11 protein-coding genes are annotated in these 12,993 nt (G+C 52.3%); 3 read left to right on the top strand and 8 right to left on the bottom strand.

Annotated elements, in window-relative coordinates; translation table 11 throughout:
- Nucleotides 1-58: 58 nt before the first annotated feature.
- On the top strand, nt 59-781 hold the full coding sequence (locus tag ACGG90_RS08610; RefSeq protein WP_390408334.1) for a 5-bromo-4-chloroindolyl phosphate hydrolysis family protein: 723 nt from the start codon (nt 59-61) through the stop codon (nt 779-781).
- Nucleotides 778-1,935 (top strand): toxic anion resistance protein, encoded by a 1,158-nt coding sequence (locus ACGG90_RS08605; RefSeq protein WP_390408331.1) that lies wholly within the window; start codon nt 778-780, stop codon nt 1,933-1,935. Before ACGG90_RS08610 ends, ACGG90_RS08605 begins: the two co-directional genes overlap by 4 nt.
- A 497-nt stretch (nt 1,936-2,432) precedes the next feature.
- On the opposite strand, the gene ACGG90_RS08600 is transcribed toward ACGG90_RS08605, so the two are convergent.
- The gene (locus tag ACGG90_RS08600) at nt 2,433-3,863 is read right to left on the bottom strand and encodes an MFS transporter (protein WP_390408328.1); all 1,431 of its coding nucleotides are present in this window, start codon (nt 3,861-3,863) and stop codon (nt 2,433-2,435) included.
- A 150-nt stretch (nt 3,864-4,013) separates the two neighbouring features.
- On the opposite strand from ACGG90_RS08600, the gene ACGG90_RS08595 reads away from it, so the two are divergent.
- The gene (locus ACGG90_RS08595; protein WP_390408326.1) at nt 4,014-4,820 is read left to right on the top strand and encodes a substrate-binding domain-containing protein; all 807 of its coding nucleotides are present in this window, start codon (nt 4,014-4,016) and stop codon (nt 4,818-4,820) included.
- 69 nt (nt 4,821-4,889) lie between these two features.
- Here the strand turns inward: ACGG90_RS08595 and ACGG90_RS08590 are convergent, their stop codons facing one another.
- From ACGG90_RS08590 to ACGG90_RS08560, 7 genes are all read right to left on the bottom strand, one after another.
- Nucleotides 4,890-6,512 (bottom strand): putative polysaccharide biosynthesis protein, encoded by a 1,623-nt coding sequence (locus tag ACGG90_RS08590; protein WP_449273601.1) that lies wholly within the window; start codon nt 6,510-6,512, stop codon nt 4,890-4,892.
- Nucleotides 6,513-7,026: 514 nt separating this feature from the next.
- Nucleotides 7,027-7,236: a cold-shock protein gene (locus ACGG90_RS08585; protein ID WP_390408321.1), complete on the bottom strand. Its 210-nt coding sequence runs from the start codon at nt 7,234-7,236 to the stop codon at nt 7,027-7,029.
- Between the two features lies 1 nt (nt 7,237).
- Nucleotides 7,238-10,027: an isoleucine--tRNA ligase gene (ileS, locus tag ACGG90_RS08580; RefSeq protein WP_390408319.1), complete on the bottom strand. Its 2,790-nt coding sequence runs from the start codon at nt 10,025-10,027 to the stop codon at nt 7,238-7,240.
- 245 nt (nt 10,028-10,272) lie between these two features.
- Complete coding sequence (locus ACGG90_RS08575; protein WP_390408318.1) at nt 10,273-10,941, bottom strand: DivIVA domain-containing protein; 669 nt, start codon at nt 10,939-10,941, stop codon at nt 10,273-10,275.
- Nucleotides 10,942-10,956: 15 nt separating this feature from the next.
- Nucleotides 10,957-11,736, bottom strand: a complete 780-nt coding sequence (locus ACGG90_RS08570; RefSeq protein WP_390408316.1) for a YlmH family RNA-binding protein — start codon at nt 11,734-11,736, stop codon at nt 10,957-10,959.
- Between the two features lie 4 nt (nt 11,737-11,740).
- Nucleotides 11,741-12,031: a YggT family protein gene (locus ACGG90_RS08565; RefSeq protein ID WP_390408314.1), complete on the bottom strand. Its 291-nt coding sequence runs from the start codon at nt 12,029-12,031 to the stop codon at nt 11,741-11,743.
- Between the two features lie 10 nt (nt 12,032-12,041).
- Nucleotides 12,042-12,506: a cell division protein SepF gene (locus tag ACGG90_RS08560; protein ID WP_390408311.1), complete on the bottom strand. Its 465-nt coding sequence runs from the start codon at nt 12,504-12,506 to the stop codon at nt 12,042-12,044.
- Nucleotides 12,507-12,993: the final 487 nt, after the last annotated feature.

Raw genomic sequence — 12,993 nt, 5'->3', positions numbered from 1 at the left:
ATTGACTAGGCCGTTCTATGGTAAACTATGGTCATAAAGCGTTTAGGAAGTGAACCAGGTGAAAAAAACAACACACCGTATCCGCTGGTGGCGCGTCCTTGTATGGGCGCTTGGTGGCTTTGCCATCGGTGTGATCACTCAGCATATCGGCATTGCCGTGTTTATCGCCATCGTCTTTGCATTCGCGCGCTTCGTCGGCGAACTGTCTCGGCCCAAGCCGCCAGTCACCGAAACTACCCCGCCGCTTAGTGCCGCGATGGCTGAACACTACCAAGCTTCTGGACTGGACGACAGCGAAGTTGAATTGTTCCGCAAAACCATGGACGACGCAGCCGACGCGATCCAGACTTTTGAAGACATCATCAATCGGGTGCCGAAGCTTAAATCCGTTGCCGTAAACGCCGATTTGGTGGCAGTTTTGCACGCTTATTTCAAGGCGATCGTCAACAATCCCAAACAAATGGGTGCAGCGGGGCATTTTATCTATGAGCAGCTGCCTAACCTGGTGCGCATCGCGCAGAAGTATGAGGCGATCACCCATCATGAAGTGAAGACTGAAGACACTTATGATGTGTTGACCACCGCGGCGAACACAATGGCTGACTTGGCGCGAGCGATTCGCGATGACTACGCCAACTTCGTGGAAACCGATATCGATGCCTTAGAAGCTGACATCAACCTTGCCAAGAAACAGATCCCTCAAGCCACCCAAACCGTGCAGCATCCGGTAGACCCCGCTTTTGCCGAGGATAAATCACGCGTTAAGGAGAAAATTCAATGAGCGAAGAACAATCTACTGATAACAACTTGGTATCCGACTTACTTTCAAATCCCTTCGGCACCACCGACACACCTGCTGCAGCGCCTCAACCAGAAGCTGCTCAAACCCCTGCCGGTTTGACCCCTGAACAAGAAACGCAAGCGAAGCAATTGGCCTCTCAAATCGATGTCAAATCTCCAGAAGCGGTGATGAGTTACGGCGCCAACGCCCAAAAGCAGCTCGGCCAGTTCTCGCAAACCATGCTCAACAAGGTGCAATCACAAGACACCGGGGCTGTTGGCGATGCTTTGACCAGCTTGATGGCGCGCTTGAATGAAGCCAACCCTGACGAGCTGCGGGCCGAAGACAATAATGTCTTCAAGAAGATCTTCGGCAAGGTACGCCGTTCGATTTTTGAAATCACTGCCAAGTATCAGAAAATCGGCGCGCAAATCGACTCCATCGCCAGCCGCTTGGAGAAAGAAGAACAAGGCTTGTTGACAGACAACAAGATGCTTGAAGAATTATACGGGCAAAACAAAGCCTATTTCGATGCGTTAAACATCTACATTGCCGCAGCCAAGTTCAAGCTGCAAGAACTTGAAGCCACCACGATCCCAGAAGCCATGGCCAAAGCCCAAGCCTCAGGCGATCAAATGCAAGTGCAAGAAGTCAACGACCTCAAGCAGTTCCAAACACGGCTGGAAAAGCGCGCCTATGACTTGGAATTGGCGCGCCAAATCACCTTGCAACAAGCCCCGCAAATCCGCTTGATCCAAAACACCAACCAAGCGCTGGCTGAGAAGATCCAAGCTTCCGTGAACACCGCCATTCCGCTGTGGAAGAACCAAGTGGCCATTGCCTTGACCTTGCTGCGGCAAAAAGACGCCGTTACCGCTCAGCGCCAAGTGTCTGAAACCACCAATGACTTGTTGAAGAAAAACGCTGCGTTGTTGAAGACGTCGGCGATCGAAACCGCCCGCGAGAACGAACGCGGCGTGGTCGATATCGAAACCCTCACCCAGACGCAAAACGACTTGGTGGAAACCTTGCAACAGACTTTGCAGATCCAACAAGAAGGCCGCACCAAGCGCCAAGCCGCCGAGCAAGAACTTTCCAATATGGAAAACGAACTCAAGAACCACTTGCTGGATTACACCAAAGGCAAGATGTAACAAACAGCCCCGCTACCGATTTGGTAGCGGGGCTGTTTTCGGTTCACAAGGCCGGGTAGGTGTCGCTGCGCAGCGTGGGGCAAACGGCGGCGCAGGCAGTGCGGCCGGCTCCAACCGCGCAAAGAACGCGCGTTTTGCGCCTAAGTTCAAAGCCAAGCGCTCGCTTCGCTCACCTGCTTGTCTTTGAACTTGCCGCGATCAGCCCTGCGAGCCAAGCACAACCCGCTTGTCTCACAGGGCTGATCGTTTCACGGCCTGACCGCCGTTTGCCCCACACCGCTCCGCGGCACCTGCCCTACGCTATCCGCATTCGTTAAGAATACAACTCGACCAACATTTGCTTGCCATACCTTGGATACTAAAACGACTTCTGGGCGGACGAGATCCACTTGGTACCAGAAGCAAAGTGACAGGGCAAAGTTAACGCCTGCGGTCCATCACTCTACTCCGTTTCTCATTATCTGCTGTATTTGTTTCAGCTTCGAAGGCAAGCTTCCTTAGGCCACGCGGCGATTTTGCCACATGCGATATGCGGTTAAGCCAAAGGCGATCACACACAAGCCGATGGCCGCTTCAAAGGCCACATGCATCCCCGAGATAAATAACGGATCGTTGCCAGTCGGATAAGTGGTCATTTTGCGGCCGGCGGTGTGGCTCATGGACGCAAACAGCGTGGTCGTGGCTGCAGAGATCCCCACGACCATTCCCAAATTGCGCGCCAAAGCATTCAACCCGCCGGCGATGCCAAGGTCTTGCGGCGCAACGGCAGACATGATGATCGTGTTGTTGGGCGACTGGAACACCCCGTTGCCAAACCCGTTAATGGCAATGACCAACGCGATCATCACCAAGCTGGAATCTAAGTGCCACAGCGTATAGCCGATTTGCGCAGCTAAAATCGCCGCCAGCCCCACCAGCGTCAACAAATACGGTCCGATCTTATCTGACAAGCTGCCTGATAACGGCGCAATGATCACTTGCACGATGGGAAACACCATCATCAAATACCCGGCATGCGTCGCTGAATAGCCGCGCGCATTCTCCAAATAAAACGGCGTGATCACATTGGAGAAGAAGTTGGTCACAAAGATCATGAAGCCGCACAACAGTGAAATGGTGAATTCTTGATTGCTGAACAACTTGAAAGAAACCAGCGGTGCCAAGATCTTCCGCTCGACAGCGACAAACACCGCCAAGAACCCCACCGCCACCACAAACAAGGCAATGATGTAAGGTTTGGCGAAGCCAGCTTCTTGGCCCAACGATACCGCCAAGAAAAACGGCACGATTGCGGCAACATAACTGCCAAAACCAGCCCAATCGATGGGTGCTTTGCTGACGTGCAAGTCTTTAGGCAGCACATAATGGCCCACGATAATGGTGATGATCCCAATGGGAATATTGATCCAGAAAATATATCCCCAAGGCAGCGCCCCTAGGATCAAGCCGCCGATGCCAGGTCCGGCAATGGACCCAACCGCCACAAACGAGCCGATCAAACCCAGGGCTTTGCCGCGCTCTTGCTGCGGGAAAATCTCGGTGATGATGCCGTTGTTGTTGGCCATGGTCATGGACGCGCCAAGGGCTTGCGTCACTCGCGCAAATAATAGCAAATAGAAACTATGATTAAAACCCGCCAACAATGAGCCGAACACAAATAAGCCGGTGCCGATGCGAAAGACGCGAATCTTGCCGATGGCGTCGCCAAGCTTACCCATCAATAACAACAAGGCACAAATAACAATCAGATAAATCGACACCACCCATTCCGCTTGATTCATGGGGATGTGGAGATCTTTGGCCATTACCGGCAAGGCGATGTTGACGATGGAAGCATCCAAGGTCGACATGATGGTAAACATGCCTACCGCAGTGATGATCCACCAGCGATGTTTCTGGACCAGCGGATTGTTGACGTAATCTTGCACAGTTTGTGCCTCCTTTTTTCAGAAAACTCCCGGGTTATATTATACCCCGTATACCAAATGATTACATGCCTTACACGATCATTACATTCGCCAAGCAATGTCTTTACATTGGTTTGGTATCGTGAATGTACTATGGAAAGGATGATCGTCATGAAGAAACGTTATCTGATCGCCGCGCTTTGCGCTGTGGCGCTGGTTTGCGGATTCGGCTACCATTACGTCTTTGCCCAAACGCCTCACCTCACCGTTGCCGGGGCGACGTCAATCAGCCCGTTGATCAAATCTAATGCCACTGTCACAGTTAAAGGCGGCGGCAGCCAGGCGGGGCTGATCGCTGTGAATAAAGGCGAAGTCACCATTGGGGCAAGCGATGTGTTCACCAACTCGCGGGCCTTAGTCGACCACCCTTTGGCCGTCGACGGGATTGCTGTGATCGTGGGCAGCCACACCGGGGTAACCAATTTGACTTCAGCGCAGCTGGCAGGGATCTTTACCGGTCAGTATCACAATTGGCAAGCAGTTGGCGGCAACGACTTGCCAATCACCGTACTTGACCGCACAACCGGTTCTGGTACCCGTGAGAACTTCACTACCTTGGCGTTAAACGGCCAAACGCCGCAAGCTGCCAAACGCGTTGCCACCAGCAATTTGATGCGCCGGACCGTTGCGGCAACACCTGGCGCCATTGGTTATTTGGCCAGCTCGATGGTCCGTGAAAACACGCGCGTTGTCAAACTCAACGGCCAAGCGCCAACCGAAGCCAATATCACCACCAACGCTTATCCCTTATGGGCGTATCTGCACTTATACACCAAAGGCGCGCCTGATTATGCCACCGCCAAGCAAATCGCCGCTTGGCAAGCAAACACCGCTGCGATTCGCGCAGCCCACATGATCCCGCTTAAGGCCATGCAAGTGGCCCGCACCAAAGACGGGATGCTGGAAGACACGCATTAGCCGCAAAAGGCCTGCGCAACCGTTTTGGTTGGCAGGCCATTTTTGGTGATGATAAATTTCCAGTCGTCATTATTGCAAATGCAGCTTCCGGCGGATGGCGGCGATCCGGCTGCCGAACAAATCATCAGCCAAGCGCCATTTTAATACCAACCACGCATATACCGCAGCGCCTGCTCCAGCAGCCAAGAACAACACCGGAATCGCAGTGATCTTGCGCACCCCGCCGAGCAAAGCATCCAAACCGGCGGTAATGGCACTGGCCACAGCAAACATCACCAACGCACAGGCCAGCAGTTGCGTCACCGAACGGCCCAAAGTCGACCAATCCAAGTCATATTCCCGATCTAAGGCTCCAAGCATCAGCACCACGGTCACCATAAATCCGCATGCCGTTGCCAACAGCGGGCCGAAACTTCTGGTGAAATACACCGCAGGCAGCTGCAACAACAGCTTGACCGCTAAGCCGATCAGGAAATATTTGATTGCTTGTCGATTCTGGTACAAGCCTTGCATCGTCGCCGCCAGGATCGTAAACAGCCCTAAGATCACGGCAATATAGGCATTGACGATCAACATCGCCACGCCAAGCGAATCGTCTGAATAAAACAAGGCATATAACGGCCGGGCCACTGCCGCCATCCCTAATGCACTAGGCCACATCACCAAGAAGAACAACCGCAAGATGTTCTCGATTTGATGCGCCACCGCATGCTTATCACCGCGCGTGAATGCGCCGGCTAGCAGCGGAATGGCTGTGGCCGCCATCGCCGAGGCCAATGACACAATGATCATGATCAACTTGTTGGTATTAAAGGCAAACAAGCCGTATAAGTATTCGATTTGCGACTGCGACACCACAAAGAAGTGCGCCAGAAATTCCGGAAAGCTGTATTGATCAAAGAACTGGTACAACACCGTGCCGGCATCCAAAATGATAAACGGTACCGACTGATGTAACACTTCACTTAACAGCTGGCGAGTCGGCGCTGGTTGAATCGTTGCCGGACGGGCAAATTCAGCGTGTCGGCGGAAGTAAACCCCAATCAAATAAATCAGCGCCAACACTGCCCCGACAAAGGCCGCAAATGTCGATTGCGCCACGGCTTGGACATAATCACCTGAGCCGGCTTGCATGATCAAATATGTCACACCAAGCATGTATACCACGCGCGCCAGTTGTTCCAAAAGCTGCGAAATCGCACTTGGCGCCATTTCGGCAAAGCCTTGGAAATACCCGCGCAAGATGCTCATCGGCGGGATCAGCAGCAACGGCCACACCAGCGCATGCAAAATCGGCAACATCCGCGGATCCACACGGCCATTCTGCATGGCTAATACTGGCGCCAGGAAGTATAAAGCCGCGGCACTGATGATACCTAAGGCGATCATCATCAACATCGAACGATGGAACAGCTTCTTGGCCGAACCATAATCGTCTACCGCCAAATAATGCGCGACTTGTTTGGAAACGGCACTGGGGATGCCGGCGGTAGAAACGATCAGAAACAGCGAATAGATATTGTAGCCTCGGGCAAACAATGCGTTGGCGGCATTCCAATGCCCGCCCATCCACATCACCCAAGGGATCACATAAATCGCCCCGAGCACCCGCGAGATAATGCTCCCGGCGGTCATCCACGCAGAACCGGTGACTAAAGCTTTCTGCGCGTTGTCTTCATCTGCGATAAGCACTACCCCCAATCGTAACTTCCATTATACGACACCAAATGGCGGCTTGCGAATGAACAGTGAATCTTAGCGTTTTCTTTATGCGCATTGGCGTTGTCGTCGAGCTGCGCAAAGCAACGCGGGTGCAATTAGTTACGCCTCCGTACTCGCGGCAAAGTACGCCGCAAGCACGAGGGCTAAGCTAATTGACCCGCTAAATTCGCTTTGCTTCGCTCTGGGGTCTTCGTCGAGCTGCGCAAAGCAAGGCGATCGCGGATAAGTCATCCCGATCCAATGGCACAAACCGCCATCGGCTCAGGCTGCCTTATCCACATCGCTAAAACCCGCTTTGCTTCGCTCTGGTTTTTTTCGTCGAGCTCCGCAAAGCAACGCGGCGTTAGATAAGTCGTGACGCCAATTGGGCAAAGAACGCCCAAATGTCATCCCACCTTATATCCACCGCTAAATGCGGGCTGCTCCGCTCTGGTATACAAAAAGACGCCGCCAAACCTTTACGGTTCAGCGGCGCCAATTCAGATTAGGCTTCTGGTTTAACGACGCTGACGTTAGCGGCTTGTGGGCCGCGGGCGCCTTCGACGATCACGAACTTCACTGTTTCACCAGGCGTGAGGCTTTGATGGCCGCTGCCTTGGATCGCAGAGAAATGGACGAACACATCTGGCTGCTCTGGGATCTCGATAAACCCAAAGCCTTTTTCTTCGTTGTAGTTCTTTACGCGTCCTAACATATTAGCCCTCGAATTGAAAATCTGCTTTAGCAGTTTCTGGGAAGTTCTCAGCAACAATACCGGCACAACGTTCACAGAAATGCGGATAACGGCTGTCGGCACCAACAGTCGTGGTGGTCATGCGGCAACGTTCACAAACTTCGCCTTCGGCATGGGCCACGCTGATGCGCACACCTTCGATGTCTTGCGCGTCAGCTGGTGCTTCAGCAGCGTCTTTGACCGTAAAGTCGCTGACGATCAACAACTGAGCCACATCGGCATCTAAGCCTTGCAACAAGTCAGCTAAGGCCTGGTCGGCATAAACCGTGACATGCGCTTCCAGCGATTTGCCGATGACTTTAGCATCACGGGCGACTTCTAAGGCCTTTTGGACCTTCTCACGGAAAGCCATGAAGGCAGGCCACTGCGCTTTGAGTTCATCTTGGTTGGAGTAAGCGCCAGCTTCTGGGAAGTCAGCCAAAGCCGCGAACTTGCGCTCTTGGTTCAACAATGGCCAGATCTCTTCGGCAGTGAAGGACAAGACTGGTGTCAATAATTCAACGATGCTGACCAATGCCTTGTACATCACGGTTTGCATGCGGCGACGGGCTTGTGAGCGTTCGCCTTCGATGTACACGACATCTTTGGCGAAGTCCAGGTAGAAGGCACTCATGTCGGTGGTCAAGAAACCAGTGATGGTCTTAATGACCGTGGCAAAATCATAGGCTTCATAAGCCGCGCGGACGGTTTTGACCACTTGGCTCAAACGCACCAGCATATATTGATCAACGGCACCTAATTGCGCGTAACCCACGGCATCAGCGGCTTCGTTGTAATCACTGGTGTTGGCCAGCATAAAGCGCAGGGTGTTGCGGATCTTGCGGTAAGTTTCAGAAGTATGGGCAAAGTTGTCCATGGAGACTTTCATATCAGAGCTGGAATCCACAGAAGCGACCCACAGCCGAATGATTTCTGCGCCAAATTGCTTCTCAACTGTGTCAGGCACGATGGTGTTGCCCAAAGACTTGGACATCTTGCGGCCTTCGCCATCCAAAGTAAAGCCTTGCGACAAGACTTGCTTGTAAGGCGCGGTACCAAAGTTAGCGACACTGGTGATCAAACTGGAGTTGAACCAGCCGCGGTATTGATCGGAACCTTCCATGTACATGTCAGTGGGATAATTCAATTCCGGCCGCAACTTCGCGACTCCAGCCCAGCTGGAACCAGAATCGAACCACACATCCATGATGTCGGTTTCTTTGGTGAACTCGCCATTTGGTGAATGTTCGTTGGTGTAACCTTCTGGCAATAAGTCTTTGGCTTCACGATCAAACCACACACTGGAGCCATACTTGCCGAACAATTCAGCAACATGCTCGATAGTGGCTTGTTCGATGATCGGCGTACCGTCTTCAGCGTAGAAAATCGGCAAAGGCACACCCCAAGCCCGCTGACGCGAAATGACCCAGTCGCCGCGATCGCGGATCATGTTGTGCAGGCGCGTTTTGCCCCAATCTGGGAAGAACTTCACTTGATCGATTGCATCCAAGATGTCTTGGCGGAAGGAATCAACAGAAGCAAACCATTGCGTGGTGGCCCGGTAGATCACCGGCTTCTTGGTCCGCCAGTCATGCGGATAACTATGGATGAAGAAGTCCAGCTTCAACAGCGCGTTGGCTTCAGTCAAGGCCTTGGTGACCATGCGGTTGGCATCGTCATAGAAGACCCCTTCAAAACCTGGCGCATCTTTGGTCATGAAGCCTTTCTCATCGACCACAGAATAAACCGGCAAGCCGTATTTGACACCGACTTTGTAGTCATCTTCACCATGACCAGGTGCGGTGTGGACCAAACCGGTACCAGCATCTAACGTGACATGATCGGCTTCCATCACCAAGCTGGTGCGATCATACAACGGGTGCTTGGCAGTCATGCGATCCAATTCAGTCCCAGGGAAGGTCTTGAGCACATCGTAATCGCTCCAGCCTAACGTCTCAGCGACTTGCGGCAGCATTTCGCTGGCCACAACGTACTTCTTGTCGCCAACTTGCACTTGGGCGTATTCAAAGCGCGGGTTAACCGCGATGCCTAAGTTGGCCGGAATGGTCCAAGGCGTCGTGGTCCAAATAATGAAGTAAGTATCATCATCCAGTAAGTCTTTGCCATCAACGACTTTAAAGGCCACATAAATGGACGGTGACTTCACGTCATGGTATTCAACTTCGGCTTCAGCCAAAGTCGATTCAGAACTCCATGACCAATAAACCGGCTTTAAGCCGTGGTAAATGTAGCCTTTTTCTGCCATACGGCCAAAGACGCGAATTTCTTCGGCTTCAAATTCCGGCAACAAGGTGATATAAGGATGTTCCCAATCGCCTAAGACGCCTAAGCGCTTGAAGTCGGTGCGCTGCTTGTCGATTTCTTTCATGGCAAACTGGCGGCACATTTCGCGATAGTCGACCATCGACATTTCCTTGCGCTTGACGCCTTTTTTGGCCAATTGTTGTTCGATTGGCAAGCCATGCGTATCCCAGCCAGGGACATATGGGGCGCGGAAGCCAGCCATGGACTTGGAACGCACGATGATATCTTTAGTGACCTTGTTTAAGGCGTGGCCCATGTGGATATTACCATTGGCAAACGGAGGGCCATCATGCAACACAAACGTTGGCTTGCCTTCATTTAACTTCTGGCGTTCTTCATAAACATGGTTTTCATACCAAGCATCTAAGAGCTTGGGTTCTTTATTAGGCAAACCGGCGCGCATCTTGAATGGCGTCTTGCCTAAATTCAGGGTCTCTTTGACCTTCATTAGGATTCCTTCTTTCTTGGGACCAAACAAAAAATCCCGCCCTATCAATAGGACGAGATCATCGTGGTACCACCTAAGTTCAAAAGCAAAAACATGCTTTCCTCTAAACCGGTTAACGGCGGCGCCGGCCTAAGCTGTGATCGCCTAGGCAACTGACGGACTGATACCTTGCATGCGGCTACCCTCGAGCTTGCACCATCCTCGAGTCGCTTTGATCGCCTACACACAAGACGCGTGTCCATACGTTATTGGGCAGTGTCTGAAGCATCATCATCGGCTTCTTGTGGGAAAATGATCTCCGTATAGCCGGTGTCGTCTTCAGGTTCTGTTGCTTCTGAGTTTACTGGTGCAGATGGGGCGTTGTCAAGAGGTGTTTGCTGATTATTTGCTGGATCTAACACTTCAGGTGCCTGATCAGAGCTAGACAACAACTCTTTCCACTCTGGACTCTTGACGACTTCCAGTTGGGATTCCAGCATCACTTGCAAACGCTGTCTGAAGACGCGCGTTTGCCGCTTAAGGTCTTCGGTTTCCACGGTGATCTTCTTGGCCTTCTCGCTGGCGTCGCCGACGATGCGGTTGGCCTTATCAGTGGAGCTGGTCAACAAGTCTTGCGCGTTCTTTTCGGCTTGTTGTTGAATCAAGTCGGCTTCTTGCTCGGCGTTGGCCTTGACTTTGTCGGCTGCTTCTTGGGCAACGATGATGCTTTGGTTCAAGGCGTCTTTGAGGTCAGTGAAGTACTTGACCTTCTCATCGGCGTCAGCCAATTTCTTGTTTAAGTCTTCATTGTCTTTCAACAAAGCTGTGTAGTCTTTGATGATTTGACTTAAGAAGTCGTTGACCTGATCTTGATCATACCCGCGCATGCGGACATTGAATTCTTTATTATGAATATCCAGTGGGCTCAATGCCATTATACTGCCTCCTGTTTACTTATGTATCACCGAAAAGCGGACCCGCAACTTATCTTTCTTGGTACTGCCTAACACTTCATCGACTCGCAAGCGGCCATAGCCGCGGACTGACACAATGTCGTGTACCGCAAGTTCGCCATCTGGGCGATCTTGGGTGGCAAAGTTCAACCGCACATGGCTGTGTTCGACCAATTCCTTCGCCCGTGTGCGCGAAATGCTGAACACATGTGCCACCACAGCGTCCAATCGCAGCGACGCCACAGTGGTTTGCATGCTTTCCCAATCGTCTTGCGGGGTAACGGCGGCACTTAAGTCAACTGGCTCAAAGCGCACGCTGATGCGGCCGATCTTGGTGACATTCTGTTGCACCCAATCGCTCATTGAAGCAGTCACCACCACTTGCCAAACCTCAGCTTGGTTCAAGATATCGCCAAACATCGCCCGTTCGACCCCGGCATTTGCCAGCGTCCCTAAGATATGCGAATGATCAAGTTCGGCAAATTTCTGCGGATAATTGATCTGCAACAACGCCAGCTCATAGTCGGAATCTTCTGGCACAAAATAATCCGGGGCCAATAAAATCCGCTTGCGTTCAGCGCCAGCGACACCGCCAAATTGATGCACAGCGACGCCATCGAAGCTTGCGGCCAAAACTTCGGTGATATATTGCTGCCGCGGATCAAGAAACGGCGAAAGCCACGGCCGATACTCAGTGGTGGCAATACTCAAGGCTTCTTGAATCGAATCGATGAACGGCTGTTCATCTTTGCGAAAATGCTGATAAACGTTATCCATAAGCTCATGCCAACCAGCTTACCAGGTTGAAATACACGATATCGATGAATTTCTCAAACAAATACAACACCGCCCAAGCGGCGATCGGCGACAGATCGACGCCTACGATCGGCGGGATGAAGCGCTGAAACCATCCCAAAAACGGTTGCACGATGCGGCCGAGAAAGCGGCCCAACGCGCTGTCATACGCTCCTGGGAACCAAGACATCAACACGTATACGGTCATTGCGATTCCATACAAGTAAATCGCGTAGTAAATGATTCGCCATACCCAGTAAACTACAGTAAGTAACACTGGCAGCCCCCTATTCCGTCATTTGCAAGTCGAAGTCATTACCTAAACTATCCGCCAACAACCCATCAATGGCAAAGTTGGCCGGCGTCACTAAGAAGATCTGTTCGCCAACGCGCCGAATCTCGCCATTGATGGCATACACCACCCCGGTGAGAAAATCCACGATTCGCGTTGCCGAATCCGCCTCGATACGGTCAAAGTTCACCACCACCGCCTTGTTATTCAACAAGTGGGTACCGATTTCCTTGGCATCAGAGTAGATCCGCGGTTCATAAACGACGATCTTCGCTTGTTGTGCTACTGGATTGTTCATCGCTACCACCTTATTGCCAGCAAAACTCGGCTTGCTTTGTGCCGTGGACTTTGCTTGAGGCTGACTGGTTGCTGATTGGGTTGGCGTTGGTTGCGGCTCGTCATCTTCCGCGTCCATTGCGAAGAACGAGCCTAGCTTACTGCTAAATTTCTCAAATGCCATCACGCATTCCTCCTTTGTCACGCGGGATCATTGCTTAAAAAACTTTTGCGTCTGCAGCTTAGCAATGAGATTGCGTGTAAGCCGTGACGCCGCTTGGGCAAAATACGCCCAAATGTCATCCCGTCTTACACACATCGCTAAGTTCGGGCTGCTCCGCTCTGGGTTTCTTCGTCGAGCTGCGTGGCGCATCGCGGGTGCGGCTAGCTACGCTGTCGTACTCGAGGCAAAACCCGCCTCAAGTACAACAGCTAGGCTACCCGACCCACTCAAGCGCGCCACTCCGCCCTGGGGTTCTTCGTCGAGCTGCGCAAAGCAACGCGGCGTGAGATAAGTCGTGACGCCGCCAAGGCACAAACCGCCTTTGCGTCATCCCGCCTTATCTCCACCGCTAAACCCGCTTTGCTCCGCTCTGGGGTTCGTCGAGCTGCGCAGTCCAACGCGATCGCGTGTAAGCCGTGCCGCCGCTTGGGCAAAATACGCCCAAACG

The organism is Lacticaseibacillus jixiensis (assembly GCF_042847315.1).
Classification (GTDB): Bacteria; Bacillota; Bacilli; order Lactobacillales; family Lactobacillaceae; genus Lacticaseibacillus; species Lacticaseibacillus jixiensis.
Note: the sequence above shows the minus strand (reverse complement) of the source record. Positions and strands in the feature narration are given on the sequence as shown.

Bases quoted from the DNA above. Each gene is read 5' to 3' on its own strand.
- ACGG90_RS08605 (WP_390408331.1), top strand. From the start codon at position 778: ATGAGCGAAGAACAATCTACTGATAACAACTTGGTATCCGACTTACTT.
- ACGG90_RS08595 (WP_390408326.1), top strand. From the start codon at position 4,014: ATGAAGAAACGTTATCTGATCGCCGCGCTTTGCGCTGTGGCGCTGGTT.
- ACGG90_RS08585 (WP_390408321.1), bottom strand. From the start codon at position 7,236: ATGTTAGGACGCGTAAAGAACTACAACGAAGAAAAAGGCTTTGGGTTT.
- ileS (WP_390408319.1), bottom strand. From the start codon at position 10,027: ATGAAGGTCAAAGAGACCCTGAATTTAGGCAAGACGCCATTCAAGATG.
- ACGG90_RS08575 (WP_390408318.1), bottom strand. From the start codon at position 10,941: ATGGCATTGAGCCCACTGGATATTCATAATAAAGAATTCAATGTCCGC.
- ACGG90_RS08570 (WP_390408316.1), bottom strand. From the start codon at position 11,736: ATGGATAACGTTTATCAGCATTTTCGCAAAGATGAACAGCCGTTCATC.
- ACGG90_RS08560 (WP_390408311.1), bottom strand. From the start codon at position 12,506: ATGGCATTTGAGAAATTTAGCAGTAAGCTAGGCTCGTTCTTCGCAATG.